Raw genomic sequence first — 26573 nt, 5'->3', positions numbered from 1 at the left:
ATCAAAGTTTGGTCAAGGACAGGCCAGCCCAGGTGGCGAGCAGCCCGCCGAACACGCTGATGCCCAGGTACCCGAAGGCTATCAGGGCCTGCCCGCTTTCCAGCAGGCGCAGCGTATCCAGTGAAAAGGATGAAAAGGTCGTCAGACCGCCTACAAAGCCGACAATCAAGCCAGCCCGAATTTCAATCGGTACTTCCGGGCGCAACAGGAACCAGCCATACAACAGCCCGATGATCAAACAGCCCACCAGGTTGACCGCCAGGGTCGCCGCATAAAAATGCTTCGGCCAGTTGGCGCTGACCCAGGTGCTAGTGGCGAAACGCAATAATGTACCAGCGATGCCGGCTGCGGACACGGCTAGAATCGTCTTGAACACTACTTTCTCCGTTGTTTAGGGCTGAGTCGATCGAGTTCGGCGAGGTGATTGAGCTTTTCACCGATCTTCAGCTCCAGGCCACGGGGCACCGGCTGATAAAGCGGAAGTGGCTCAAGGTCATCGGGGAAGTAGTCTTCACCGGCCGCATAGGCGTCCGGCTCATCGTGGGCGTAGCGGTATTCATCCCCATAACCCAGTTGTTTCATCAGCTTGGTCGGCGCGTTGCGCAGGTGCATCGGCACTTCGAGGGAGCCGTATTCGGCGGCGGCGCGCAAGGCCGACTTGAAGCCCATGTACACCGCGTTGCTTTTCGGCGCGCAGGCCAGGTAAGTGATGGCCTGGGCCACTGCCAGCTCGCCTTCCGGGCTGCCGAGGCGCTCCTGCACGTCCCAGGCGGCGAGGCACAGGCTCAGTGCGCGTGGGTCGGCGTTGCCGATGTCTTCGCTGGCCATGCGTACCACGCGGCGTGCCAGGTAGAGCGGGTCGCAGCCGCCGTCGATCATGCGCGCGAACCAGTACAGCGCGCCGTCCGGGTTGGAGCCGCGTACGGATTTATGCAAGGCCGAGATCTGGTCGTAGAAGGCTTCGCCGCCCTTGTCGAAACGACGGCGCGTGTCGCCGAGCAGGCTTTGCAGGAGGTCGACGCCAATCTCGCTGCCGTCTTCGGCCAGGTCGGAAGCGTTCTCCACCAGGTTGAGAAAGCGGCGACCATCACCATCGGCGGCGGTCAGCAGGATCTTGAAGCCCTCTTCGCTGACGCGAAGTTGCCGCTTGCCCAGGCCTTTGTCTTCACTCAGGGCGCGCTGCAGCAATTTCTGCATCGCCGCTTCGTCCAGGCTTTTCAGCACATAGACCCGCGCGCGCGAGAGCAAGGCGTTGTTCAATTCAAACGAAGGGTTTTCGGTGGTGGCGCCGATAAAAATCAGCGTGCCATCTTCCACATAGGGCAAAAACGCATCCTGCTGCGATTTGTTGAAGCGGTGCACTTCATCGACAAACAGGATGGTGCGCTTGCCGTACTGCCCGGCCTGCTGCTTGGCGACTTCCACCGCCTGGCGGATCTCCTTGACCCCAGCCAGTACCGCCGAGACCGTTTCGAAATGCGCATCCGAGACCTTCGCCAGCAGCCGCGCCAGGGTCGTCTTGCCCACCCCTGGCGGCCCCCAGAAAATCATCGAGTGCAGCGCACCCTGCTCCAGGGCTTCGCGCAAAGGCTTACCGCGAGCAAGCAGGTGTTCCTGACCGACGTACTCATCCAGGTTGGTCGAACGCAAGCGTGCGGCCAATGGCTGGGCAATCGGGTCACTTCGAAACAGGTCCATGGGCAGCGTGTTATTCCTGGATCACGTCGGCACCCTTGGGGATGTCGAACTTGAACTTGGCGGCGGGCACAGGCTGGTTGGCCTTGACCCCGGAGAACAGGATGTCGGTGCGTTGGCCGACACTGTCGACCAGACGCATATTGTTGATCACGCCATTGCCGAACGACAGGGACAGCGTATCGAACAGCGTGTCCTTGGATTTCGGCTTGAGGGTGAACTCGATCACGTTGCTGGTTTGCTTGGAGGTGATGTCGAAGCTGTCGTTGATCTTCGACACATCACCCGAGAGCAGCAGCGCCGGGGTCTGGTTCAGGCGCGGGTCCAGCTTCTTGATGGTCGCCTGCTGCAAGTCAGGGTCCCACAGGGTCACCTTCTGGCCGTCGGACACGATGGTCTGCTCGGCCTTGCCTTCGGTGTGCCAGTAGAACAGGCCAGGACGCTGCACGGCCATTTCGCCTGCGGTTTCCTGCAACTGGGTGCCGCCGGCATCCAGGGTCAGCTGGGAGAAGCGCGCGGTCAGGGTCTGGGATTTGTCCAACAGGTTCTTCAGGCTCGCGACGGAGGCCGGGTCAGCGTGAGCCGAAACAGCAGTCAGGGCCAGTGCCGGCAACAACAGCATGCGGATAAGGCGCATGGGAGTCCTCATTGATTATTCAGGGCGCGCCGCGTGTTGCCACGCGGTGCGGGATCAGTCGCGCATCTGCCCGGGGGCGATCACTTCACGCGAACCGTTGGTGTTCATTGCGGTGACGACACCCGCCATCTCCATGGCTTCGATCATGCGGGCGGCGCGGTTGTAGCCGATTTTCAGTTTCCGCTGCACCGCAGAAATCGAGGCGCGACGACTCTCCAGCACAAAGGCCACGGCCTCGTCGTATAGCGCGTCGGTTTCAGCATCGTCGTCACCACCGCCGCCGCCGTTTTCAAAACCGCTGCCGGCTTCTTCGACGCCGTTGAGGATGTCGTCGTTGTACTCGGGTGCGCCGCGCAGCTTCCAGGCCTCCACCACGCGGTGCACTTCGTCATCGGAAACAAAGGCGCCGTGGACCCGGATCGGCAGGCTGGTGCCCGGCGGCATGTAGAGCATGTCACCGTGGCCCAGCAATTGTTCGGCGCCGCCCTGATCGATGATGGTCCGTGAGTCGATCTTGCTCGACACCTGGAACGCCATACGCGTGGGAATGTTGGCCTTGATCAAACCCGTGATCACGTCCACCGACGGACGCTGGGTCGCGAGAATCAAGTGGATACCGGCCGCACGGGCCTTCTGGGCGATACGTGCGATCAGTTCTTCGACCTTCTTGCCGACGATCATCATCATGTCGGCGAATTCGTCGACCACCACCACGATAGTCGGCAGCTTGGTCAGTTTCGGCGCTTCGTCATGAATGCTTTCGCGCTTGTACAACGGGTCATCAATGGTCTCGCCGCGGTCGTGGGCTTCCTTGATCTTGGCGTTGAAGCCCGACAGGTTACGCACGCCCATCTTCGCCATCAGCTTGTAGCGGCGCTCCATCTCGGCCACGCTCCAGCGCAGGGCGTTGGCGGCGTCCTTCATGTCGGTGACCACTGGGCACAGCAGGTGCGGGATCCCTTCGTAGATCGACAGCTCCAACATCTTCGGGTCGATCATGATCAGCTTGGCGTCTTCCGGGCCGGACTTGAACAGGATCGACAGGATCATCGCGTTCACACCCACCGACTTACCGGAACCGGTAGTACCGGCCACCAGCAGGTGAGGCATCTTCGCCAGGTCGGTGATCACCGGCTTGCCGCCGATGTCGTGGCCCAGGGCCAGGGTCACCGGCGACTTGAAGTTGTCATATTCAGGCGTCGACAGCACTTCGGAGAAGCGCACGATCTGACGATCTTCGTTGGGAATCTCGATACCCACGGTGGTCTTACCGGGGATGACTTCCACTACGCGCACGCTGGTCACGGCCAGGGAACGGGCCAGGTCCTTGGCCAGGTTGGAGATGCGGCTGACCTTCACACCGGCGGCCGGCTGGATTTCGTAACGGGTGATCACCGGGCCGGGGTGGATCGAGTCCACCGACACTTCGACGCCGAATTCCTTGAGCTTGATTTCCAACAGGTGACCGACGGCCGCCAGGGATTCCGGTGAATAGTTGAGTTGTTTCTTTTCGGCCGGGTCGAGGATCGAGATCGGCGGCAAAGTACCTTCGACGGCACTGTCGATGAACAGCGGCGCCTGTTTCTCTTTCTGCACGCGGTGGCTCGGCTCGGGAGCCTTGGGCGGAGCCGGCGCGATCACCGGCGGTACCTGCTTCTCGCGGTCCGACATGTGTTTGCTCAGGGCCTGCTCGCGCTCTATCAGGCGCTCCTTGACCTTGGCCTGCTCGCGCCGATCCGGCGTGCTCGGGGCCACGACCTCGTTGACGCGGGTGTCCACCTCGCGCAACTGGGCGACCATGCGCTTGCGATCGACACGGGCCGCCCACCAGCGGTTGGCAGCGCCCTGGAACAGTTCCAGCAGGTCGAGGGTGATCTTGCCGGTCACGTCCATCACCTTGAACCACGACAGGTCGGTGAACACGGTGAGGCCGAACAGGAACAAGGCGATAAACATCAGGGTGCTGCCCTGGATATTCAGGGTCTTGCGCGCCAGGTCGCCGAGGCTTTCGCCCAGCGCCCCGCCCGCGCCCGCCGGCAGGCCGGTCGGTGCATGAAAATGGATATGCGCCAGCGCCGCGCCGGACAGCACCAGGAACACCAGGCCGATCAAGCGCCAGGAAAACAGCCAGCCGCTCCACTGCCACGGCTCGTGGCGCTGGCGGAAGATCTGCCAGGTCTTGATCGCCAGCAGCAACGGGAAGATATAGGCGAAGTAGCCCAGCACCATGAACAGGATATCGGCGCTGTAGGAACCGGCAGGCCCACCGAAGTTCTGCACGTCTTCGATCTTGCTGTTGTGGCTCCAGCCCGGATCGTCCTTGCCGTAAGTGAGCAAGGCCATCATCAGGAACAGGCACAGGGCGCCGATAGCGATCAGCGCACCTTCCTTGAGGCGATAGTGCAGGTGCTGGCGCCAGGCCGGCACGACTGCTGCTTTAGGTGTTGCGGCGGATTTCTTCAAAACGGGTCTTTTCCTGCGCCTTTAGCGCGTCCATCTGTTGAATGACTGCAAATACTGCCCAATCCGAGCAGCTGAAAAATGAACGTGCGTCGTTGAATCTACTTTTAACATTGGGCGCTTGCTGGATGAAATGACGAAAGCGCCACAATGCCCGCATTGTACGGGTTTGTGCCGGCGATGCCACGCCCTTGCCCTTCACTCGGCAGCCTAGCCAAATTTTTGTCACAACATGTTCAATTTGAGCATGCATTGCCTTTGCTGACAAAGGCTTATGCGCTGTTTTTATCAATCAAGGCAAGCTTGGCAAATGGCCTGCATCGCACAGACCCGATTACGACCACGTCCCCGACACAGAGTTGCAGAAACACCTGCTCACGCTAATCCACGCCAATGGCCGATTCGGGCTGGCCCGATGGCCCCATGTCGACAATAATCAGCACTGCGCAAGCAGGTGCCATACCTGCCACTCCCCTCCCCTTCCGTAAGCCTGGATGCCATGCTGACCTGGTTACAACGCGATTCACTGACATTCCCTCCACTCGCCAAGGCGATGCGCGAACCCAATGGTCTGCTGGCTGCCGGCGGCGACCTGTCGGCCGAGCGCCTGGTACAAGCCTACCGCCACGGTTGCTTCCCGTGGTTTTCGGAGGGCCAGCCGATCCTCTGGTGGTCGCCCGACCCGCGCACCGTCATATTCCCCGACGAGCTGCATGTCTCCCGAAGCCTGGGCAAACTGTTGCGCCAGCAGCGCTACACCGTGACCTTCGATCAGGATTTCGCGGCGGTCATTCAGGCCTGCGCGGCACCGCGTGCTTATGCCGACGGCACCTGGATCACCGAAAGTATCCAGAGCGCTTACCTGACGCTCCACCAGCGCGGCTACGCCCATTCGGTGGAGGTTTGGGACAACGGCACGCTGGTGGGCGGGCTGTATGGCCTGGCGATGGGCCAGCTGTTTTTTGGCGAGTCCATGTTCAGCCGCGCCGACAATGCCTCGAAAGTTGGCTTTGCCACACTCACCCGACAACTGCAGGCCTGGGGCTTTGTACTGATCGACTGCCAAATGCCCAACGATCACCTCCATAGCCTGGGTGCCCGCGCCATATCCCGCAGCGACTTCGCAGGTTTCCTGCGCGACCATCTGGACCAGCCCAACGCTGGACCGTGGGTTTCCTAGGCGACTTCCGCGCTCCTGGCTTACACTTATTTCAAAGCTTATCCGAGGGTTGATCATGACCGAGTTGGCGCGTTTGAAGTTTTATGCCACTCAACCCCACTCTTGCAGCTATCTGCCCGACGAGCAGGCCACCACACTGTTCCTCGACCCCAGCCAGCCTATGGACGTGCATGTGTATGCCGACCTGTCGGAGATGGGCTTTCGGCGCAGCGGCGATCATCTGTACCGGCCTCATTGCCAGAACTGTAATGCCTGCGTCCCGGCACGTATTCCCGTGGCGCAGTTTCTGCCGGACCGCAACCAGAAACGCATCCTCAAGCGCAATGCCGACCTAACGGTGATGCCAACCAAGCCACGGTTCACCGAAGAGTACTTCGACCTGTACCAGCGCTACATCGAAGAGCGCCATGCCGATGGCGATATGTTTCCGCCCAGTCGCGACCAGTTCTCCACGTTCCTGGTACGCGACCTGCCGTTCTCGCGCTTCTATGAGTTTCGCGCCGACGGCCGGTTGCTGGCGGTGGCCGTGACCGATTTACTGCCTAACGGCCTGTCGGCGGTCTACACCTTTTACGAGCCCGGCGAAGAGCGCCGTAGCCTGGGACGCTTTGCGATCCTGTGGCAAATTGGCGAAGCCTTGCGCCTGGAACTGGAAGCTGTGTACCTCGGCTACTGGATCAAGAACTGCAAAAAGATGAACTACAAGACCCAATATCGGCCCATAGAACTGCTAATTAATCAAAGATGGGTCGTGCTTAACTAGAACCCCTTGGCTTAAACACCCTTTTTCGGGCACAATGCACGCCGCTTTTGCCTGGCGCAGTTGCACCGGGCCATTCACTGGATACCGAGGGCTTTACTGCATGTCGAAAGAAGACAGCTTCGAAATGGAAGGCACTGTCGTCGACACCCTGCCCAACACCATGTTTCGTGTGGAGTTGGAAAATGGGCACGTCGTAACCGCGCATATCTCCGGCAAGATGCGCAAGAACTACATTCGTATTCTTACCGGTGACAAAGTGCGCGTCGAGCTGACGCCCTATGACTTGAGTAAAGGGCGCATCACTTACCGCGCTCGCTAAGCAAGTCAATACAAGACGCCCGGTTATGCCGGGCGTTTTTGTGTGTGTGCGATTTGGCAGATACTGGTCAACCCTGTGGGAGCTGGCCTGCCTGCAATAGCGGTGTGTCAGCCAAGGAACCCTTTCCTGATCCACCGCTATCGCAGGCAAGCCAGCTCCCACATTTGATCTTTATTGACCTGAAGACCGCGCTGCACAATCAGAGATAGCAAAAAGGCGCCTTTCGGCGCCTTTTTGCTTTGTTGCAACCGCTATCAGGCCATTTCAGCCGTGGTCTCGAACTCGAAGGTCAGCTCGCCATCCTTCAGGTCGATATGCACCACGCCGCCATGATCGGAAAGCTCGCCGAACAGGATTTCTTCGGCCAATGGCCGCTTGATCTTGTCCTGGATCAGACGCGCCATTGGGCGTGCGCCCATTGCAGCATCGTAACCACCTTGCGCCAGCCAACTGCGCGCCGCGTCCGTAACCTCCAACTGCACGCGCTTGTCTTCCAACTGCGCCTGAAGTTCGGTAAGGAACTTGTCCACCACGCTCTTGATGACCTCATGACTGAGGCGACCAAACTGGATAATGGTGTCCAGACGGTTGCGGAATTCCGGCGTGAAGCTCTTCTTGATCACTTCCATCGCATCGGAAGAGTGATCCTGATGGCTGAAGCCGATCGAAGCCCGCGCAGCCGTTTCGGCACCGGCGTTGGTGGTCATGATCACGATCACATTGCGGAAGTCCGCCTTGCGTCCGTTGTTGTCGGTCAGGGTTCCGTGATCCATTACCTGCAGCAGCAGGTTGAAGACTTCCGGGTGGGCCTTCTCGATTTCATCGAGCAGCAGCACGCAATGCGGTTGCTTGGTGATCGCTTCGGTCAGCAGACCGCCCTGATCGAAACCGACATAGCCCGGAGGCGCACCGATCAGGCGCGACACGGTGTGACGCTCCATGTACTCGGACATGTCGAAACGCACCAGCTCAATGCCCATGGCCTTGGCCAGCTGCCGCGCCGCTTCGGTCTTGCCGACGCCGGTCGGGCCTGCGAACAGGAACGAACCGACAGGCTTGTCCGGCGACTTGAGACCCGCACGGGACAGCTTGATCGCGGTGGACAACGCATCGATGGCCGCATCCTGGCCGAATACAGTGAGCTTGAGGTCGCGCTCCAGGTTACGCAGCAACTCCTTATCGGAACTGTTGACGTGTTTTGGCGGAATCCGCGCAATCTTCGCGACAATGTCCTCGACCTGAGGCACGTCGATGCGCTTCACACGCTTCTCGACCGGCTGCAGGCGCTGGTAAGCCCCTGCCTCATCAATCACATCGATGGCCTTGTCCGGCATGTGACGGTCATTGATGTAGCGCGACGCCAGCTCGGCGGCGGAGCGCAGTGCTTCATCGGTGTACTCGATGCCATGGTGCGCTTCGAAACGCCCTTTGAGCCCCCGCAGGATACCGATGGTGTCTTCAACCGAAGGCTCGGAAACGTCGACTTTCTGGAAGCGACGCGCCAGGGCACGGTCTTTCTCGAAGATGCCGCGGAATTCCTGGAACGTGGTCGAGCCGATGCAACGGATATCACCCGAAGACAGCAGCGGTTTGAGCAGGTTGGAAGCATCCATCACGCCACCGGACGCCGCGCCGGCCCCAATGATGGTGTGGATTTCGTCGATGAACAGGATCGCCTGCGGACGTTTTTTCAGCTCGCCGAGCAGCGCCTTGAAGCGCTTCTCGAAATCACCACGGTACTTGGTCCCCGCGAGCAACGCGCCCAGGTCCAAGGAGTAGACGACGCTGTTGGCCAGCAGGTCCGGCACCTGGTTATCGACGATGCGCTTGGCCAGGCCTTCGGCAATCGCGGTCTTGCCCACGCCTGCCTCACCCACCAGCAACGGGTTGTTCTTGCGACGACGCGCAAGGATCTGCGCTACACGCTCAACCTCAAGCTCTCGCCCCACCAGCGGATCGATCCGCCCCTGGCGCGCCAGCTCGTTGAGGTTGCTGGCATAGGCATCCAGTGGATTGCCCGAAGAAGAAGACTCACCGCCCTCGTCGTCCTGCATATCCTGCTCACCCTCGGAATGATCGCCGTGCCCGGGCACCTTGGAGATACCGTGGGCGATGTAGTTGACGACATCGATACGGGCAACGCTCTGCTGTTTCAGCAGGAACACTGCCTGGCTTTCCTGCTCGCTGAAAATCGCCACCAGCACATTGGCGCCTGTGACTTCACGCTTACCGGAGCTCTGAACATGGAACACGGCACGCTGAAGCACCCGCTGGAAGCCCAGGGTTGGCTGGGTTTCACGGTCTTCATCGTGGACTGGAATAAGTGGCGTCGTGGAGTCGATAAACTCCTGCAGGTCATGCTTGAGTTTGTCGAGGTTGGCGCCGCACGCACGTAGAACGGTAGCGGCAGCTTCGTTATCCAAAAGTGCCAGCAGCAGGTGCTCGACGGTCATGAATTCATGACGCTTCGAACGAGCCTCCTTGAAGGCAAGATTGAGGGTGACTTCGAGCTCGCGGTTTAACATAGCTTCACCTCATACCCAAGTGGTCGGCGTTAACCGTCCTTCTCGATTTCACAGAGTAGCGGATGCTGGCTTTCCCTGGCGTACTGGTTGACCTGCATGGCCTTTGTCTCGGCGATGTCGCGGGTAAACACTCCACATACTGCCCGTCCTTCTGTGTGAACGGCCAGCATTACCTTGGTCGCCAACTCGCGGTTCAGGTTAAAAAACACCTCGAGCACTTCGACCACGAAATCCATCGGTGTGTAGTCATCGTTGAACAAAACCACCTTGTACATCGGCGGCGCCTGTAAGGCAGGCTTGGCCTCCTGAACAGCAATGCCTGCAGAACCGTCGTCATCAGGTTCCTGATCCGGTCGATCCTGATTGAATGTTAGTCGAATCTGGCTGTTTGCATGCATGGAAAGAAAGGTTCGTCAGTGGTTCAAATACAGTGGTGGGGGCGACCTGTCAGAATTTCAACTCTGACCGACTGGTCGCCTTGACTATCGGCGAAACGGTGTTACAACCAATAGAACCCACAGTGGGTAAAAAAGGTCCGCGCAGTCAACCTTATTTATTCGGGTTAGGACGGATAAACTGGATGATACTCCAGTGATGGAGTCTGGTGCAGAGGGATATGGGTATGTCTGGCGTCAAGATCAAAGGCAAGGTCAAGTGGTTCAACAATGCCAAGGGATATGGTTTTGTTAACGAAGAAGGAAAAAGCGAGGACCTTTTTGCGCATTACTCAGCGATTATCATGGATGGTTACAAAACGCTGAAAGCGGGACAACCGGTCACCTTTGATATCATTCAAGGCCCCAAGGGGCTGCACGCCGCGAATATCGATACGGTGAAAGCAGAAGCCGATGCGAGCCCGGCAGTACGTGCGAGCGGCGTAGAAAAGAAACAAACGGCCTGATCAGCCGCCGAGCGTCCAGCGCGTTATAAAAAAACGGCCACCCCAATCAACTTGAGATGGCCGTTTTTTATGCCTGCGTGATTACATATGCGAAATCAACGCATCACCAAAGCCGGACGACGACACCAGCTTCGCGCCGTCCATAAGGCGCTCGAAGTCATAAGTTACCGTCTTGGCAGAAATCGCACCATTGGTGCCCTTGATGATCAGATCCGCAGCCTCGGTCCAGCCCATGTGACGCAGCATCATCTCAGCCGACAAAATCAGGGAGCCCGGATTGACCTGGTCCTTGCCCGCATATTTAGGCGCAGTACCGTGGGTCGCTTCGAACATCGCCACGGTGTCCGACAGGTTCGCACCCGGCGCAATACCGATACCACCCACCTCCGCCGCCAAGGCATCGGACAGGTAGTCGCCGTTCAGGTTGAGGGTCGCGATCACGTCATACTCGGCCGGACGTAGCAGGATCTGCTGAAGCATGGCGTCAGCAATCGCATCCTTGACCACCACGTTCTTGCCGGTCTTCGGGTTCTTGAACTGCATCCACGGACCGCCATCCAGCAGGGTCGCGCCAAACTCTTCAGCCGCCACTTCGTAGGCCCATTCCTTGAAGGCCCCTTCGGTGAACTTCATAATGTTGCCTTTGTGCACGATGGTCAGGGAGTCGCGATCGTTATCCACTACGTATTGCAGGGCCTTGCGTGCCAGGCGCTTGGTGCCTTCCAGCGATACCGGCTTGATACCAATCCCGCAATCCTGGTCGAAACGGATTTTGGTGACACCCATTTCTTCCTTGAGGAACTTGATCACCTTGATCGCTTCGGCCGAACCGGCCTTCCATTCGATCCCGGCGTAAATGTCTTCGGAGTTTTCGCGGAAGATGGTCATGTCCACATCGCCAGGCTTCTTGACCGGGCTAGGCACGCCTTCGAACCAGCGCACCGGGCGCAGGCACACATACAGGTCGAGCTGTTGGCGCAGGGCCACGTTCAGCGAACGGATGCCGCCACCGACGGGGGTGGTCAGCGGCCCCTTGATGGAAACCACATAGTCCTTGACCGCATCCAGGGTTTCCTGGGGCAGCCAGGTGTCCTGGTCGTAGACTTGAGTCGCCTTCTCACCGGCATACACCTCCATCCATGAGATCTTGCGCTTGCCGCCGTAAGCCTTTTCAACAGCTGCGTCGACCACCTTGATCATCACCGGGCTGATGTCGACGCCGATACCGTCACCTTCGATGTAAGGGATGATCGGTTGGTCAGGAACATTGAGAGAATGGTCTGCGTTGACGGTGATTTTGTCGCCGACTGCCGGAACCTGAATCTTCTTGTATCCCATGCTGAACTCCATCTATGGATTGAACATCTGGCTGCGTTCGAGCCTACTCCAGATAAATGGCGACTGAAACCTCACGCCATGCTCATTTGCATCGAAAACAGCATAATTTGTCGCCTACAAGCCTGAAAGAAAAGGCAAAATCGCCAATCTTGAGCACAACGTGCGACTTTGGTAGCAACTTCTGCCCTGCGACCTTTAGACCAATGGACGACACACCTTTTGTATGAAGGCTCAGCGTAAGCATAGCGACCTATGTATAATGCCGCCGCTGACCAAAGAGTCACGACGGCTGACCGCTCTAGACAGTAGCCTTCAGCCAGAAAGCAGGACTATTACAATAGTCCAAACGCTTGACGCTCGACTGATGCAACCCAACATCACCGCGAAGAAACCTCGACATTTCGCTCATGGATGACTTTGAACGAACGCGCTCCACCCGGCGCATCTCGAGTTTCTGCGCACGCTTTCAGCAAAGAAGAGAGTTAATCCGAATATGCCCACCCGCTCGAAGATCATCTACACCTTCACCGACGAAGCCCCGGCCCTCGCCACCTATTCACTGCTGCCTATCGTAGAGGCCTTCACCGCTTCCGCTGATATTGCCGTGGAAACCCGCGACATCTCCCTCGCCGCGCGCATCCTCGCAAGCTTCCCCGAGCAACTGGGCGCCAAGGCTATCCCGGACCACCTCGCCGAACTGGGCGACCTGGCCGTTACGCCTGAAGCCAACATCATCAAGCTGCCTAACATCAGCGCCTCGACCCCGCAGCTGCAAGCCGCGATCAAGGAACTGCAGGCCCAGGGCTATGCCCTGCCGGACTACCCGGAAACCGTAACCACCGACGCGGAAAAAGAAACCCGTGCACGTTACGACAAGGTCAAGGGCAGCGCCGTGAACCCGGTACTGCGCGAAGGCAACTCCGACCGCCGCGCACCGCTGTCGGTCAAGAACTACGCGCGCAAGCACCCGCACAAGATGGGCGCCTGGGCTGCCGACTCCAAGTCGCACATTGCCCACATGAACAGTGGCGATTTCTACGGCAGCGAAAAAGCCGTACAGATCGAAGCCGCTGACGCTGTCAAAATCGAGCTGATCGCCCAAGACGGCACCGCCACCGTCCTGAAGGAAAAGACTTCGGTACAGGCCGGCGAGATCATCGACACCGCCGTACTGAGCAAGAAAGCCCTGCGCGCGTTCATCGCCGCTGAAATCGAAGACGCCAAGAAACAAGGCGTGCTGCTGTCGGTTCACCTGAAAGCCACCATGATGAAGGTCTCCGACCCGATCATGTTCGGCCAGATCGTTGCCGAGTTCTATAAAGACGCCCTGACCAAGCACGCTACCGTGCTGGAGCAGATCGGCTTCAACCTGAACAACGGCATCGGCGACCTGTACGCTCGCATCAAGGCCCTGCCGGCCGAGCAGCAAGCGCAGATCGAAGCGGACATCCAGGCTGTTTATGCCGCCCGCCCTTCCCTGGCGATGGTCAACTCCGACAAAGGCATCACCAACCTGCACGTGCCGAGCGACGTGATCGTCGACGCCTCGATGCCGGCCATGATCCGTGACTCCGGCAAGATGTGGGGCACCGATGGCCAGCTGCACGACACCAAGGCTGTGATCCCGGATCGCTGCTACGCCACCATCTACCAGGCGGTCATCGAAGACTGCAAGGCCAATGGCGCTTTCGACCCAACCACCATGGGCAGCGTGCCAAACGTTGGCCTGATGGCGAAGAAAGCCGAAGAGTACGGCTCCCACGACAAGACCTTCCAGATCAAGGCTGACGGCGTAGTCCGCGTCACCGACAGCAAGGGCAGCCTGCTGATGGAACAGAAAGTCGAAGCCGGCGACATCTTCCGCATGTGCCAGACCAAAGACGCGCCGATCCAGGATTGGGTCAAACTGGCCGTCAACCGCGCCCGCGCCAGCAACACCCCAGCGATTTTCTGGCTGGACCCACAGCGTGCTCACGACGGCGTCGTGGTCGAGAAAGTTCAGGCTTACCTGAAAGACTACAACACCGAAGGCCTGGACATCCGCATCATGTCGCCCGTCGACGCGATGAAGTTCACCCTGGAGCGCACCCGCAAGGGCCTGGACACCATCTCGGTAACCGGCAACGTACTGCGTGACTACCTGACCGACCTGTTCCCGATCATGGAGCTGGGCACCAGCGCCAAGATGCTGTCCATCGTGCCGCTGATGAACGGCGGCGGCCTGTTCGAAACCGGCGCCGGCGGTTCGGCACCGAAGCACGTGCAGCAACTGGTGGAAGAGAACTTCCTGCGCTGGGACTCCCTGGGCGAGTTCCTGGCCCTGGCCGCTTCCCTTGAGCATTTGGGTGTGACGTACAACAACCCGAAAGCCCTGGTACTGTCCAAGACCCTGGACCAGGCCACCGGCCAGTTCCTCGACAACAACAAGTCGCCATCGCGCAAAGTCGGCAATATCGACAATCGCGGCAGCCACTTCTACCTGGCGCTGTACTGGGCTCAAGCCCTGGCTGCCCAGACCGAAGACACTGCGCTGCAAGCGCAGTTTGGCGAACTGGCTAAAACCCTGAGCGAAAACGAGGCGACTATCGTTGCCGAGCTGAACGCCGTACAGGGCAAGCCAGTGGACATCGGCGGCTACTACGCGCCGAACCCGGAGCTGACCAGCAAGGCCATGCGCCCAAGCACCACCCTCAACGCGGCCATTGCCAAGTTGAAGTAAGGTTGTAAGGATGCAAAGAAGCCCCGGCCCTGTGCCGGGGTTTCTGTTTCAGGACACTGCAGTTCTGCTGAACAAACCGGATCAAAGTGTGGGAGCGGGCTTGCTCGCGAATGCAATGGGTCAGATATGCATCGGGCGACTGGCACACCGCATTCGCGAGCAAGCCCGCTCCCACACTGACTGCAATCCTGCCCAAAGACCGTCGCATCTCGAATCGAGGTTTTGAATGACCTGGCAACCCCACATCACCGTCGCCACCATCGTCGAAGACAACGGCCGCTTCTTGATGGTCGAAGAACTCAAGGGTGGCCGCGCCGTGCTCAACCAGCCGGCGGGCCACCTGGACCCGCATGAAACCCTGACCGAGGCCGCCGTGCGCGAAACCCTCGAAGAAACCGGCTGGGACGTCGAAGCCACCGGTATTGTCGGGATCTACCTGTACACCGCCCCCAGCAATGGCGTGACTTATCAACGGGTCTGTTTCATCGCCAACGCCTTGAAACACCATCCGGACTATCAACTCGATGAAGGCATCCTGCGTGCTCGCTGGCTGACCCGTGACGAGCTGATGGCCTTGCGCGACGACTGGCGCAGCGAGCTGATCATCCGCTGCATCGATGATTATCTGGCCGGCCATCGCCACAGTCTCGAATTGATCCGCCCTTCTCTTTAGCCTTGAAGGCTTGAGCCTGATAGAATCGCGTCCTTTTTCAAGACACCCGTTGAAATCCTATGCGTGATCCAGCCCCTTCTGACACACAAAAGAAGCGCGTCATCGTCGGCATGTCCGGCGGCGTGGACTCTTCCGTTTCCGCCGTTCTGCTGATGGAGCAGGGATATGAGGTGGAAGGCCTGTTCATGAAGAACTGGGAGGAAGACGATGGAACGGAATACTGTACCGCCATGGACGACCTGGCAGACGCCCAGGCCGTGTGCGACAAGATCGGTATCAAGCTGCACACCGCGAACTTCGCCGCCGAGTACTGGGACAACGTGTTCGAGCACTTCCTGGCCGAATACAAGGCCGGCCGCACGCCGAACCCGGACATCCTGTGCAACCGCGAGATCAAGTTCAAGGCGTTCCTCGACTACGCCATGATGCTCGGGGCCGACCTGATTGCCACTGGCCACTACGTGCGCCGACGCGACATCGATGGTCGTACCGAATTGCTCAAGGGCCTGGACCCGAACAAGGACCAGAGCTACTTCCTGCACGCCGTCGGTGGTGAACAGATCGCCAAGACCCTGTTCCCGGTGGGCGAGCTGGAAAAGCCCGAAGTGCGCAGGATCGCCGAGAAACACGGCCTGGCCACCGCCAAGAAGAAGGATTCCACCGGCATCTGCTTTATCGGCGAACGCCGCTTCAGCGACTTCCTCAAACAATACCTGCCAGCACAACCGGGCGAGATCAAGACCACCGAGGGTGAAGTCATCGGCCGCCACCATGGCCTGATGTACCACACCATCGGCCAACGCCAGGGCCTGGGCATCGGCGGCCTGAAAGACGCTGGTGAAGAGCCGTGGTACGTGCTGATCAAGGACCTGGAACACAACGAGCTGATCGTCGGCCAGGGCAACGAGCATCCACTGCTGTTTTCCGGCGCCCTGCTCGCCTCGGAAATCTACTGGGTCAACCCGATCGACCTGAGCACCCCGCGCCGCCTGACGGCCAAAGTGCGTTATCGCCAGAGCGACCAGCCTTGCACCCTGGAAAAAACCGCCACCGGTTACCGCGCCATCTTTGACGACCCGCAACGCGCCGTCACGCCTGGCCAGTCCGTGGTGTTCTACGACGGCGAAATCTGCCTGGGCGGCGGCGTGATAGAAGTTGCCGAAGCCTGGAGCAACCCGGCATGAGCCCGACCCAGGAGCAATTGACGGCACTCGGCGGGGTTTTTCTCTCCGCCGTGCTGGTGGACAAGATCGCCAAGACCGGCCAGGTCACTGAAGCCGGCCTCACCTGCATGCTTGGCAGCCTACTGATCCGCGACCCCAAGGACACCCTGGAGGTCTACGGCGGTGACGATCTGGCGCTGCGTGAAGGCTATCGCGCGCTGATCGGCGCGCTTGAGCGCGACCCAAGCACCTTGCAGCGCGAGCCGTTGCGCTACGCTCTGTCGATGCTCGGTCTTGAGCGTCAACTGGCCAAGCGCGACGACATGCTGGAGGTCATCGGCAAGCGCCTGCCACAGATTCAGTCCCAGGTGGAACACTTCGGCCCGGCCCACGAAAACGTGATCGCAGCCTGCGGTGCGCTGTACCAGGACACCTTGAGCACCTTGCGGCAGCGCATCCAGGTGCACGGTGACATGCGCAACCTGCAGCAACCGAACAACGCCTCGAAAATCCGTGCCTTGCTCCTGGCCGGTATTCGTTCGGCGCGGTTGTGGCGCCAGTTGGGCGGTCATCGTTGGCAGCTGGTGATCAGCCGACGCAAATTGCTCAAAGAGCTTTACCCGTTGATGCGCAACGAATAAGTCGCATAAGCAAGCCATTTTCAAGCCGTTACGCGTAATACGCCGGTCAGTTGGCAACGGACCGGCGGATTTTTTCATGTATGATACGCGCCCCATTTCGTTGCCCGACTGTCCGAGAACACCCCATGCAGCTCTCTTCGCTCACTGCGGTTTCCCCTGTTGACGGCCGCTACGCCGGCAAAACCCAGGCCCTGCGCCCTATTTTCAGCGAGTACGGCCTGATCCGCGCTCGTGTCCTGGTTGAAGTGCGCTGGCTCCAGCGCCTGGCCGCTCACCCCGCCATCAGCGAAGTGCCGGCGTTCTCCGCCGAAGCCAACGCTGTGCTCAACACCCTGGCGGAAAACTTCTCCCTGGAGCACGCCGAGCGTGTGAAAGAGATCGAGCGCACCACCAACCACGACGTAAAAGCCATCGAATACCTGCTCAAAGAGCAAGCGGCAAAGCTGCCGGAACTGGCCCAGGTCAGCGAGTTCATCCACTTTGCCTGCACCAGCGAGGACATCAACAACCTGTCCCACGCCCTGATGCTGCGCGAAGGCCGTGATGACGTGATGCTGCCGCTGATGCGCCAAACCGCCAACGCCATCCGCGAACTGGCCATCCGTTTCGCCGACGTACCGATGCTGTCGCGCACTCACGGCCAGCCGGCGTCGCCGACCACCCTGGGCAAAGAACTGGCTAACGTGGTGTACCGCCTGGAGCGCCAGATCGCTCAAGTCGCGGCCGTGCCGCTGCTGGGCAAGATCAACGGCGCCGTAGGCAACTACAACGCCCACCTGTCGGCCTACCCAGAGATCGACTGGGAAGCCAACGCCCGCGCCTTCATCGAAGACGAGCTGGGCCTGGGCTTCAACCCGTACACCACGCAGATCGAACCGCACGACTACATCGCCGAGCTGTTCGACGCCATTGCGCGCTTCAACACCATCCTGATCGATTTCGATCGCGATATCTGGGGCTACATCTCCCTGGGCTACTTCAAGCAGCGCACCATTGCCGGTGAAATCGGTTCGTCGACCATGCCGCACAAGGTCAACCCGATCGACTTCGAAAACTCCGAAGGCAACCTCGGCATCGCCAACGCCCTGTTCCAGCACCTGGCCAGCAAGTTGCCGATTTCCCGCTGGCAGCGCGACCTGACCGACTCCACCGTGCTGCGCAACCTCGGCGTGGGTTTTGCCCATAGCGTGATCGCGTACGAAGCCAGCCTCAAAGGCATCAGCAAACTTGAGCTCAACGAGCAAAAGATTGCCGCTGACCTGGACGCGTGCTGGGAAGTATTGGCCGAGCCGATCCAGACCGTGATGCGCCGCTACAACATCGAAAACCCGTACGAGAAGCTGAAGGAATTGACGCGCGGCAAGGGCATCAGCCCAGAAGCACTGCAAACTTTCATCGACGGCCTGGACATGCCAGCCGCGGCCAAGGCCGAGCTGAAACTGCTCACCCCGGCCAACTACATCGGCAACGCTGTAGAGCAAGCCAAGCGCATCTGATCATCGCTAGACCTTTGAGACGCCCGGCCGCGCCGGGCGTTTTTATTCCAGTCTGAAAAATGCTTTTTTTCAATAGGTTACACATGAATCCTGATATCCCTCTTCAACTTCTGGGCGGCATCACGGCACGGGAATTCCTGCGCGACTACTGGCAGAAAAAGCCGCTGCTGATCCGTCAGGCCATCCCTGACTTCGAAAGCCCGATCGACGCCGACGAACTCGCCGGCCTGGCCCTGGAAGAAGAAGTCGAATCGCGCCTGGTGATCGAACACGGCGAGCGCCCGTGGGAATTGCGTCGCGGCCCCTTTGCTGAAGACGCCTTCAGCACCCTGCCCGAGCGCGAGTGGACCCTGCTGGTGCAGGCCGTCGATCAGTTCGTGCCGGAAGTGGCCGAATTGCTGGAGCAGTTCCGCTTCCTGCCAAGCTGGCGCATCGACGATGTGATGATCAGCTTCGCCGCGCCGGGTGGCAGCGTCGGCCCGCACTTCGACAACTACGACGTGTTCCTGCTGCAAGCCCAGGGCAAGCGCAACTGGAAGATCGGTCAGATGTGCAGTTCGGAGAGCCCGCTGCTGCAACACGCCGACCTGCGCATCCTCGCCGAATTCGAAGAAAGCGCCGAATGGGTGCTGGAACCGGGCGATATGCTCTACCTGCCGCCGCGCCTGGCCCACTTCGGCATTGCCGAAGACGACTGCATGACCTACTCCGTGGGTTTCCGTGCACCGAGCGCCGCCGAAGTGCTGACCCACTTCACCGACTTCCTCAGCCAGTACCTGACGGATGAAGAGCGCTACACTGACGCCGACGCTCAGCCCGCCACTGACCCGCACCAGATCCAGGGCGACGCCCTCGACCGTCTCAAGAGCCTGCTGGCCGAGCACATGAGTGACGAGCGCATGCTGCTGACCTGGTTCGGCCAGTTCATGACCGAGCCGCGCTATCCTGAACTGGTGGCCGGTGAAGAATTGGGCGAAGAGGATTTCGTCAACAGCCTGCAAGACGGCGCGATCCTGGTACGCAATCCGAGCGCGCGCATGGCCTGGTCGGAAGTCGACGATGATGTGCTGCTGTTCGCCAGCGGCCAGAGCCGTTACCTGCCGGGCAAGCTGCGCGAATTGCTCAAGCTGATCTGCGCCGCCGACGCGCTGCACGCCGAAAACCTCGCCCCATGGCTGGCGGACGAAGACGGTCGCGACCTGCTGTGCGAATTGGTCAAGCAAGGAAGCCTGGGATTTGCCGATGAATAAGATTCACGTAAGTGTCGCGGACTGGCAAAAGGATATCGCCGAGATTCGGCGCATTCGTGAAGCGGTGTTTATCGCTGAGCAATCGGTTCCACCTGAGCTGGAGTGGGACGCAGACGATGCGAGTGCTGTGCATTTTCTCGCATTCGAGGGCGACTTTCCGATCGGCACCGCGCGCCTGCTGCCCAGCGGCGAAATCGGGCGCGTTTCGGTACTCAAAGACTGGCGCGGGCTGAAGGTCGGCGACAAGCTGATGGAAGCCGTAATCGGCGTGGCCGAGCAACGCGGTCAGACCAAGCAGTTCCTGAGTGCGCAGGTCTATGCGGCGCCGTTCTATGAGCGACTGGGCTTCAAGATCGTCAGCGGGGAATTCCTGGAAGTCGGGATTCCCCATGTCGATATGGTGCGCGGGGGCTGATTCGAGACCGCGTCGCTGCCATCGGGGCAAGCCCCCTCCCACACTTGACCACATCCTCAAGGATGTACTCGGTCAAAATGTGGGAGGGGGCTTGCCCCCGATAGCTATTTCAGCAACACCAACAATGCCCTGCCATGCCAGGGCATTTTGCCGTCTACGATTCAACTTGCGACCCACCAGGCCGACAAACTGGCACTATCAAGCCCAAATGACTCGCAGAGATCACGGACATGTCCCTACGCACCCTGCTCACCGCCCTCCTCCTGACCGCCAGTTGCTCGGCCATGGCCGACACTGAAGTCGTCAACCTGAGCAACCGCACCAGTGCCGACCTGCTGCCCGTGGCGCAGAACTTCATCGGCAAGGACGGCACCGTCAGCGCCTACGGCAACCAACTTATCGTCAACGCCGCCCCCGCCAAGATCCAGGACCTGCGCGCCCTGCTTGCACAATTGGACACACCAGCCAAGCGCCTGTTGATCACCGTCGACACCAACGAAAACAACCAGCAGAACAGCGGCGACAGCCAGACCCGCATCATCAGCTACGGCACCGCCAGCCGCGACGGCGGGATCCAGCGGATTCAGGCCAGCGAAGGTGTGCCCGCGCTGATCCAGGTAGGCCAGAGCGTACCGCTGACCACCACCCAGCAGGACAGCTACGGCCGTCTGCAGAACCAGACCCAGTATCGCAACGTGACCCAGGGCTTCTACGTCACCGCCAGCGTCACTGGCGAGACCGTGCACCTGGCGATCAGCACCAATCGTGACCGCATGAGCCAGGAGCGTCCCGATGTAGTGAATGTGCAAAGTACCGACACAACCGTCAGCGGTCGACTGGGCGAGTGGATTCCCCTGGCCGGCATCAATCGCGAAACCCAGGCCGATAAATCCTCTACAACCCGCAGCTACTCTACCCAGGGCCGCGATGACCTGACTTTACGGGTCAAGGTCGACACCCTGAACTGAAGCACCAAAAACTGACTGATGAGTCGTATTAGACTAAAGATGTAGTGCTAAAAAAAAAGCACTACAAAACATTTGACGATCCAAAAAAGCATGGGCATGATGGCCTCGCTCCCGCTAATCAGGGGCCCTGGCAAGGGCCTTCGGATCGCCGCTCTAAGCTACCCACCTGAGCCGATTCGTGTCTGTACCGCCCACAAGGCGTGTTTGACGAGGTTGCGACTGGAACGAAGTTGTCCCGAGGGACGGAAGCTAACCAGGTAACCCGGCTACACGCTGTTGAACACCCAAGGGCCCACGACGCCCTCAGACTGTTCGCGGCCCGCCATTACCTACCGCCCCTCTCGCCAATCGTTCACCCCGTCGCATTCCCCGCCAGACCCGCCGTGACCGCCTAAGCTTCTGGTCAGCGAGCAGCCCTGCCCACGCATGTGAATGCAGGGCTGGCAAATGGATTTTTCCACCACAAGAAGACGCGACGAGGTTTACTTCCATGGCACTGACACGCGAACAGCAAATTGCAGCCCTCGAAAAAGACTGGGCTGAAAACCCACGCTGGAAAGGCGTGACCCGCGCTTATTCCGCTGCTGACGTCGTCCGCCTGCGTGGCTCGGTTCAACCTGAGCACACCTTTGCAAAACTCGGCGCCGAGAAGCTGTGGAACCTGGTGACCCAAGGTGCCAAGCCTTCCTTCCGTCCCGACAAAGATTTCGTCAACTGCATGGGCGCCCTCACTGGCGGCCAGGCAGTGCAACAGGTGAAAGCCGGCATCCAGGCGATCTACCTGTCCGGCTGGCAAGTGGCGGCGGACAACAACTCCGCTGAATCCATGTACCCCGACCAATCGCTGTACCCGGTGGACTCTGTGCCAACCGTGGTCAAGCGCATCAACAACTCGTTCCGTCGTGCCGACCAGATCCAGTGGAAAGCCGGCAAGAACCCAGGCGACGAAGGCTACATCGATTACTTCGCACCTATCGTGGCTGACGCTGAAGCCGGCTTCGGCGGCGTGCTGAACGCCTACGAACTGATGAAGAGCATGATCGAGGCAGGCGCCGCCGGTGTGCACTTCGAAGACCAACTGGCTTCAGTGAAAAAATGCGGCCACATGGGCGGCAAGGTACTGGTTCCTACCCAGGAAGCCGTACAGAAGTTGACCGCTGCCCGCCTGGCCGCTGACGTTGCCGGTACACCGACCATCATCCTGGCCCGTACCGACGCCAACGCCGCTGACCTGCTGACGTCGGACTGCGACCCTTACGACCAGCCATTCGTGACCGGCGAGCGCACCCAGGAAGGTTTCTACAAGGTACGTGCCGGCCTGGACCAAGCGATTGCCCGTGGCCTGGCCTACGCGCCGTACGCCGACCTGATCTGGTGCGAAACCGCCAAGCCGGACCTGGACGAAGCGCGTCGTTTCGCCGAAGCCATCAAGAAGGAATACCCGGACCAACTGCTGTCCTACAACTGCTCGCCTTCCTTCAACTGGAAGAAAAACCTGGACGACGCGACCATCGCCAAGTTCCAGCGCGAACTGTCCGCCATGGGCTACAAGCACCAGTTCATCACCCTGGCCGGCATTCACAACATGTGGCACAGCATGTTCAACCTGGCGCATGACTACGCCCGCAACGACATGACGGCCTACGTGAAGCTGCAGGAGCAGGAGTTCGCTGACGCCGCCAAGGGTTACACCTTCGTGGCTCACCAGCAGGAAGTGGGCACCGGCTATTTCGACGACATGACTACCGTGATCCAGGGCGGCACCTCGTCCGTGACCGCGCTGACCGGTTCGACCGAAGAAGAGCAGTTCCACTAAGCACCGCGTACACGGCCACTGCGGCCCCAAGGAAGACCTAACCGCAGTGCCGCACGACAATCACGCCCCGACTGGTTCGGGGCGTTTTTTTTGTTTTCTGAAAATCCCCCCTGACAATAAAAAGTCAAAATGTGGGGGCGGGCTTGCTCGCGAAAGCACTGGCTCAGTCAGCACATGTTTTCCTGGCACACCGCTTTCGCGAGCAAGCCCGCCCCCACAGGGGAAAGCGTCCAACCTGAAGATTTTGTGCAAAACATTGATCCAGAGCGGTATTCACCTGAATCAAATCGGTTAAAAGATCCCCGTCGACAACTAAGCGCCCTTCAAGCAAGTAACAACAACTTCCCGCGCCACACGAGAAACATTCGCTTAAACCCCACGCAAACAATAGTCATTATCATTTGGCGCGTGAAAACTTCGTTACAGTTGAAACAAAACTTAATTGTTCAAAAGCCCGCTAATGCCCACACCATAAGGGCTACAGCCCCAAGAAGGTGCACTATGTCCTTATTCCATCGAATAATTTCGCCATAGGAATTTTACTTGCCCGGTGTTTAGCCATAAAATCACCGCGATTGATTGCAGTGCGACATATCGTCACTGCATCGTTACTTTTTCGAGCTCAGAGACCTTTGCTCTCTGTTAAGGATTTCCAGCATGACCGAAGCGACAGGACTCATGGCCCACAACTGGGGCTTTGCCATTTTCCTCCTCGGTGTTGTCGGCCTCTGCGCCTTCATGCTCGGCGTCTCCAGCCTCCTCGGGTCAAAAGCCTGGGGCCGCAGCAAAAATGAACCGTTCGAGTCCGGCATGCTGCCTACAGGTGGCGCCCGCTTGCGGCTCTCAGCCAAATTCTATCTGGTCGCGATGCTGTTCGTGATCTTCGATATCGAAGCCCTCTTTCTCTTTGCCTGGTCTGTGTCCGTCCGCGAAAGCGGCTGGACCGGATTCGTCGAAGCCCTCGTTTTCATAGCAATTCTGTTGGCAGGCCTTGTCTACCTATTTCGAGTGGGCGCCCTTGACTGGGCTCCGGAAGCTCGTCGTAAGCGGCAAGCGAAGCTGAAACAATGAGGCTTTGGCGATGCAATACAATCTCACCAGGATCGACCCGGATGCTCCTAACGAGCAGTACCCCATCGGCGAACGGGAAACCGTTTCCGACCCGTTAGAAGACCAAGTCCACAAAAACATCTACATGGGCAAGCTGGAAGACGTGCTGAGTGGCGCGGTCAACTGGGGACGTAAGAACTCCCTGTGGCCGTACAACTTTGGTCTTTCGTGCTGCTACGTGGAAATGACCACCGCCTTCACGGCGCCCCACGACATCGCGCGCTTTGGCGCCGAAGTTATCCGGGCATCGCCGCGTCAGGCGGATTTCATGGTTATCGCCGGAACCTGCTTTATCAAGATGGCGCCGATCATTCAGCGTCTCTACGAGCAAATGCTCGAGCCGAAGTGGGTTATCTCCATGGGTTCGTGCGCCAACTCCGGTGGCATGTACGACATCTACTCCGTCGTTCAAGGGGTGGACAAGTTCCTGCCCGTGGACGTCTACGTGCCTGGCTGCCCGCCCCGCCCTGAAGCATTTCTGCAAGGCTTGATGCTGTTGCAGGAATCGATTGGCAAGGAGCGTCGCCCACTTTCCTGGGTTGTCGGAGATCAAGGCGTTTACCGCGCCGAGATGCCGTCACAAAAGGAACAGCGCCGCGAACAGCGTATTCAGGTCACCAACCTGCGCAGCCCCGACGAAGTCTGATCCAGCACCGATTCTTTTATAGAACGAAAACCTGGCTTCATTCTTTACGTTGACCGAAAGCGATAAAAAACCATGACTACAGGCAGTGCTCTGTACATCCCGCCTTATAAGGCAGACGACCAGGATGTGGTCGTCGAACTCAATAACCGTTTTGGCCCTGACGCCTTCACCGCCCAGGCCACACGCACCGGTATGCCGGTGTTGTGGGTCGCGCGTGCCAAGCTTGTCGAAGTCCTGACCTTCCTGCGCAACCTGCCCAAGCCGTACGTCATGCTCTATGACCTGCATGGCGTGGACGAGCGTCTGCGCACCAAGCGCCAAGGCTTGCCGAACGGCGCCGATTTCACCGTGTTCTACCACCTGATGTCGCTGGAACGTAACAGCGACGTGATGATCAAGGTCGCCCTGTCGGAAAGCGACTTGAGCATCCCGACCGTGACCGGTATCTGGCCGAACGCCAGCTGGTACGAGCGTGAAGTCTGGGACATGTTCGGCATCGACTTCCCCGGCCACCCGCACCTGACACGCATCATGATGCCGCCTACCTGGGAAGGTCACCCGCTGCGCAAGGACTTCCCTGCCCGCGCCACCGAATTCGATCCGTTCAGCCTCAACCTTGCCAAGCAACAGCTTGAAGAGGAAGCGGCGCGTTTCCGTCCGGAAGACTGGGGCATGAAACGCTCCGGCACCAACGAGGACTACATGTTCCTCAACCTGGGCCCGAACCACCCTTCGGCCCACGGCGCCTTCCGTATCATCCTGCAACTGGACGGCGAAGAAATCGTCGACTGCTTACCGGACATCGGCTACCACCACCGTGGTGCCGAGAAGATGGCCGAGCGTCAGTCGTGGCACAGCTTCATCCCGTACACCGACCGTATCGACTACCTCGGCGGCGTGATGAACAACCTGCCGTACGTGCTCTCGGTCGAGAAACTCGCTGGCATCAAGGTGCCGGACCGCGTCGACACCATCCGCATCATGATGGCCGAGTTCTTCCGGATCACCAGTCACCTGTTGTTCCTGGGGACCTATATCCAGGACGTCGGCGCCATGACCCCGGTGTTTTTCACGTTCACCGACCGTCAGCGCGCCTACAAGGTCATCGAAGCCATCACCGGTTTCCGCCTGCACCCGGCCTGGTACCGCATCGGCGGCGTGGCCCACGACCTGCCGAATGGCTGGGATCGCCTGGTCAAGGAATTCATCGACTGGATGCCCAAGCGTCTGGACGAGTACCAAAAGGCTGCGCTGGATAACAGCATCCTCAAGGGCCGTACCATCGGCGTCGCCCAGTACAACACCAAAGAGGCCCTGGAATGGGGTGTCACCGGTGCTGGCCTGCGCTCCACCGGCTGCGATTTCGACCTGCGTAAAGCGCGCCCGTACTCGGGCTACGAGAACTTCGAATTCGAAGTCCCGTTGGCGGCCAATGGCGATGCCTACGACCGCTGCATCGTGCGCGTCGAAGAAATGCGCCAGAGCCTGAAGATCATCGAGCAATGCATGCGCAACATGCCGGCCGGCCCGTACAAAGCGGATCACCCGCTGACCACGCCGCCGCCGAAAGAGCGCACGCTGCAGCACATCGAAACCCTGATCACGCACTTCCTGCAAGTTTCGTGGGGCCCGGTCATGCCGGCCAACGAATCCTTCCAGATGATCGAAGCGACCAAGGGTATCAACAGTTATTACCTGACGAGCGATGGCGGCACCATGAGCTACCGCACCCGGATCCGTACCCCAAGCTTTGCCCACTTGCAGCAGATCCCTTCGGTGATCAAAGGCGAGATGGTCGCGGACTTGATTGCGTACCTGGGTAGTATCGATTTCGTTATGGCCGACGTGGACCGCTAAG

24 protein-coding genes are annotated in these 26573 nt (G+C 59.4%); 16 read left to right on the top strand and 8 right to left on the bottom strand.

The window, feature by feature from the left end; translation table 11 throughout:
• Position 1: 1 nt before the first annotated feature.
• The 5 genes from crcB to BMZ57_RS29085 are packed head-to-tail and all read right to left on the bottom strand — an operon-like array spanning position 2 to position 5045.
• Positions 2–376 (bottom strand): fluoride efflux transporter CrcB, encoded by a 375-nt coding sequence (gene crcB / locus BMZ57_RS05440; RefSeq protein ID WP_042572146.1) that lies wholly within the window; start codon positions 374–376, stop codon positions 2–4.
• Entirely contained in the window at positions 376–1698 is a 1323-nt protein-coding gene (locus BMZ57_RS05435; RefSeq protein ID WP_010209607.1) for a replication-associated recombination protein A, read from the bottom strand. The genes crcB and BMZ57_RS05435 overlap by 1 nt, the downstream gene beginning before the upstream one ends.
• Before the next feature lie 10 nt (positions 1699–1708).
• A complete protein-coding gene (lolA, locus tag BMZ57_RS05430) occupies positions 1709–2332 on the bottom strand; it encodes an outer membrane lipoprotein periplasmic chaperone LolA (protein WP_010209605.1) in 624 nt (207 codons plus the stop codon).
• A gap of 54 nt (positions 2333–2386) precedes the next feature.
• Positions 2387–4795, bottom strand: a complete 2409-nt coding sequence (locus BMZ57_RS05425; protein ID WP_010209603.1) for a DNA translocase FtsK — start codon at positions 4793–4795, stop codon at positions 2387–2389.
• Complete coding sequence (locus tag BMZ57_RS29085; RefSeq protein ID WP_137205507.1) at positions 4770–5045, bottom strand: hypothetical protein; 276 nt, start codon at positions 5043–5045, stop codon at positions 4770–4772. Before BMZ57_RS29085 ends, BMZ57_RS05425 begins: the two co-directional genes overlap by 26 nt.
• A gap of 246 nt (positions 5046–5291) precedes the next feature.
• Here BMZ57_RS29085 and aat point away from each other — a divergent pair, with 246 nt between their 5' ends.
• The 3 genes from aat (at position 5292) to infA (ending at position 7054) form a co-directional block, all read left to right on the top strand.
• The gene (gene aat / locus BMZ57_RS05420; protein ID WP_010209601.1) at positions 5292–5972 is read left to right on the top strand and encodes a leucyl/phenylalanyl-tRNA--protein transferase; all 681 of its coding nucleotides are present in this window, start codon (positions 5292–5294) and stop codon (positions 5970–5972) included.
• Positions 5973–6027: 55 nt separating this feature from the next.
• Complete coding sequence (locus BMZ57_RS05415) at positions 6028–6735, top strand: arginyltransferase (RefSeq protein ID WP_010209600.1); 708 nt, start codon at positions 6028–6030, stop codon at positions 6733–6735.
• A gap of 100 nt (positions 6736–6835) precedes the next feature.
• Positions 6836–7054: a translation initiation factor IF-1 gene (gene infA, locus BMZ57_RS05410; RefSeq protein WP_002553999.1), complete on the top strand. Its 219-nt coding sequence runs from the start codon at positions 6836–6838 to the stop codon at positions 7052–7054.
• Between the two features lie 254 nt (positions 7055–7308).
• Here the strand turns inward: infA and clpA are convergent, their stop codons facing one another.
• A complete protein-coding gene (gene clpA, locus BMZ57_RS05405) occupies positions 7309–9579 on the bottom strand; it encodes an ATP-dependent Clp protease ATP-binding subunit ClpA (protein WP_010209598.1) in 2271 nt (756 codons plus the stop codon).
• Positions 9580–9608: 29 nt separating this feature from the next.
• On the bottom strand, positions 9609–9977 hold the full coding sequence (gene clpS / locus BMZ57_RS05400) for an ATP-dependent Clp protease adapter ClpS (protein ID WP_010209597.1): 369 nt from the start codon (positions 9975–9977) through the stop codon (positions 9609–9611).
• 224 nt (positions 9978–10201) lie between these two features.
• Here clpS and cspD point away from each other — a divergent pair, with 224 nt between their 5' ends.
• Positions 10202–10480 (top strand): cold shock domain-containing protein CspD, encoded by a 279-nt coding sequence (gene cspD / locus BMZ57_RS05395; protein ID WP_029529108.1) that lies wholly within the window; start codon positions 10202–10204, stop codon positions 10478–10480.
• Between the two features lie 81 nt (positions 10481–10561).
• Here cspD and icd read toward each other — a convergent pair whose 3' ends face one another.
• Positions 10562–11818, bottom strand: a complete 1257-nt coding sequence (icd, locus tag BMZ57_RS05390; protein ID WP_010209595.1) for an NADP-dependent isocitrate dehydrogenase — start codon at positions 11816–11818, stop codon at positions 10562–10564.
• A gap of 493 nt (positions 11819–12311) precedes the next feature.
• Here icd and BMZ57_RS05385 point away from each other — a divergent pair, with 493 nt between their 5' ends.
• From BMZ57_RS05385 to nuoC, 12 genes are all read left to right on the top strand, one after another.
• Positions 12312–14537, top strand: coding sequence for an NADP-dependent isocitrate dehydrogenase (locus tag BMZ57_RS05385; RefSeq protein WP_044287354.1), 2226 nt, complete (start codon positions 12312–12314; stop codon positions 14535–14537).
• A 226-nt stretch (positions 14538–14763) separates the two neighbouring features.
• Complete coding sequence (locus BMZ57_RS05380) at positions 14764–15210, top strand: NUDIX hydrolase (protein ID WP_010209593.1); 447 nt, start codon at positions 14764–14766, stop codon at positions 15208–15210.
• Positions 15211–15269: 59 nt separating this feature from the next.
• The gene (gene mnmA, locus BMZ57_RS05375; RefSeq protein WP_010209592.1) at positions 15270–16394 is read left to right on the top strand and encodes a tRNA 2-thiouridine(34) synthase MnmA; all 1125 of its coding nucleotides are present in this window, start codon (positions 15270–15272) and stop codon (positions 16392–16394) included.
• Positions 16391–17014: a high frequency lysogenization protein HflD gene (gene hflD, locus BMZ57_RS05370; RefSeq protein ID WP_021492762.1), complete on the top strand. Its 624-nt coding sequence runs from the start codon at positions 16391–16393 to the stop codon at positions 17012–17014. Before mnmA ends, hflD begins: the two co-directional genes overlap by 4 nt.
• Before the next feature lie 125 nt (positions 17015–17139).
• Positions 17140–18510, top strand: a complete 1371-nt coding sequence (gene purB, locus BMZ57_RS05365; RefSeq protein ID WP_010209589.1) for an adenylosuccinate lyase — start codon at positions 17140–17142, stop codon at positions 18508–18510.
• Positions 18511–18593: 83 nt separating this feature from the next.
• Positions 18594–19760 (top strand): ribosomal protein uL16 3-hydroxylase, encoded by a 1167-nt coding sequence (locus BMZ57_RS05360; protein ID WP_010209588.1) that lies wholly within the window; start codon positions 18594–18596, stop codon positions 19758–19760.
• Positions 19753–20175 carry a GNAT family N-acetyltransferase gene (locus BMZ57_RS05355; protein WP_010209584.1) on the top strand — a complete coding sequence of 141 codons (423 nt, stop codon included), beginning with the start codon at positions 19753–19755 and terminating at the stop codon, positions 20173–20175. Before BMZ57_RS05360 ends, BMZ57_RS05355 begins: the two co-directional genes overlap by 8 nt.
• Positions 20176–20405: 230 nt before the next feature.
• Entirely contained in the window at positions 20406–21143 is a 738-nt protein-coding gene (locus tag BMZ57_RS05350) for a secretin N-terminal domain-containing protein (RefSeq protein WP_045791933.1), read from the top strand.
• A gap of 490 nt (positions 21144–21633) precedes the next feature.
• Positions 21634–22959, top strand: coding sequence for an isocitrate lyase (gene aceA, locus BMZ57_RS05345; protein ID WP_003174717.1), 1326 nt, complete (start codon positions 21634–21636; stop codon positions 22957–22959).
• Between the two features lie 657 nt (positions 22960–23616).
• Positions 23617–24030 (top strand): NADH-quinone oxidoreductase subunit A, encoded by a 414-nt coding sequence (locus tag BMZ57_RS05340; RefSeq protein ID WP_003219575.1) that lies wholly within the window; start codon positions 23617–23619, stop codon positions 24028–24030.
• Between the two features lie 10 nt (positions 24031–24040).
• Positions 24041–24715, top strand: coding sequence for a NuoB/complex I 20 kDa subunit family protein (locus BMZ57_RS05335; RefSeq protein WP_003219572.1), 675 nt, complete (start codon positions 24041–24043; stop codon positions 24713–24715).
• A 72-nt stretch (positions 24716–24787) separates the two neighbouring features.
• Complete coding sequence (gene nuoC / locus BMZ57_RS05330; RefSeq protein WP_069672539.1) at positions 24788–26572, top strand: NADH-quinone oxidoreductase subunit C/D; 1785 nt, start codon at positions 24788–24790, stop codon at positions 26570–26572.
• Position 26573: the final 1 nt, after the last annotated feature.

This window comes from Pseudomonas simiae, from assembly GCF_900111895.1.
Classification (GTDB): domain Bacteria; phylum Pseudomonadota; class Gammaproteobacteria; order Pseudomonadales; family Pseudomonadaceae; genus Aquipseudomonas; species Aquipseudomonas simiae.
The sequence above is the reverse complement of the archived record's forward strand: the minus strand, read 5'-3'. Positions and strand labels throughout refer to the sequence as shown.

Coding starts and splice junctions, on each gene's coding strand:
- BMZ57_RS05435 (WP_010209607.1), bottom strand. CDS start 1,698: ATGGACCTGTTTCGAAGTGACCCGATTGCCCAGCCATTGGCCGCACGC.
- lolA (WP_010209605.1), bottom strand. CDS start 2,332: ATGCGCCTTATCCGCATGCTGTTGTTGCCGGCACTGGCCCTGACTGCT.
- BMZ57_RS29085 (WP_137205507.1), bottom strand. CDS start 5,045: ATGCATGCTCAAATTGAACATGTTGTGACAAAAATTTGGCTAGGCTGC.
- aat (WP_010209601.1), top strand. CDS start 5,292: ATGCTGACCTGGTTACAACGCGATTCACTGACATTCCCTCCACTCGCC.
- BMZ57_RS05415 (WP_010209600.1), top strand. CDS start 6,028: ATGACCGAGTTGGCGCGTTTGAAGTTTTATGCCACTCAACCCCACTCT.
- infA (WP_002553999.1), top strand. CDS start 6,836: ATGTCGAAAGAAGACAGCTTCGAAATGGAAGGCACTGTCGTCGACACC.
- clpA (WP_010209598.1), bottom strand. CDS start 9,579: ATGTTAAACCGCGAGCTCGAAGTCACCCTCAATCTTGCCTTCAAGGAG.
- clpS (WP_010209597.1), bottom strand. CDS start 9,977: ATGCATGCAAACAGCCAGATTCGACTAACATTCAATCAGGATCGACCG.
- cspD (WP_029529108.1), top strand. CDS start 10,202: ATGTCTGGCGTCAAGATCAAAGGCAAGGTCAAGTGGTTCAACAATGCC.
- icd (WP_010209595.1), bottom strand. CDS start 11,818: ATGGGATACAAGAAGATTCAGGTTCCGGCAGTCGGCGACAAAATCACC.
- BMZ57_RS05385 (WP_044287354.1), top strand. CDS start 12,312: ATGCCCACCCGCTCGAAGATCATCTACACCTTCACCGACGAAGCCCCG.
- BMZ57_RS05380 (WP_010209593.1), top strand. CDS start 14,764: ATGACCTGGCAACCCCACATCACCGTCGCCACCATCGTCGAAGACAAC.
- mnmA (WP_010209592.1), top strand. CDS start 15,270: ATGCGTGATCCAGCCCCTTCTGACACACAAAAGAAGCGCGTCATCGTC.
- hflD (WP_021492762.1), top strand. CDS start 16,391: ATGAGCCCGACCCAGGAGCAATTGACGGCACTCGGCGGGGTTTTTCTC.
- purB (WP_010209589.1), top strand. CDS start 17,140: ATGCAGCTCTCTTCGCTCACTGCGGTTTCCCCTGTTGACGGCCGCTAC.
- BMZ57_RS05360 (WP_010209588.1), top strand. CDS start 18,594: ATGAATCCTGATATCCCTCTTCAACTTCTGGGCGGCATCACGGCACGG.
- BMZ57_RS05355 (WP_010209584.1), top strand. CDS start 19,753: ATGAATAAGATTCACGTAAGTGTCGCGGACTGGCAAAAGGATATCGCC.
- BMZ57_RS05350 (WP_045791933.1), top strand. CDS start 20,406: ATGTCCCTACGCACCCTGCTCACCGCCCTCCTCCTGACCGCCAGTTGC.
- aceA (WP_003174717.1), top strand. CDS start 21,634: ATGGCACTGACACGCGAACAGCAAATTGCAGCCCTCGAAAAAGACTGG.
- BMZ57_RS05340 (WP_003219575.1), top strand. CDS start 23,617: ATGACCGAAGCGACAGGACTCATGGCCCACAACTGGGGCTTTGCCATT.
- BMZ57_RS05335 (WP_003219572.1), top strand. CDS start 24,041: ATGCAATACAATCTCACCAGGATCGACCCGGATGCTCCTAACGAGCAG.
- nuoC (WP_069672539.1), top strand. CDS start 24,788: ATGACTACAGGCAGTGCTCTGTACATCCCGCCTTATAAGGCAGACGAC.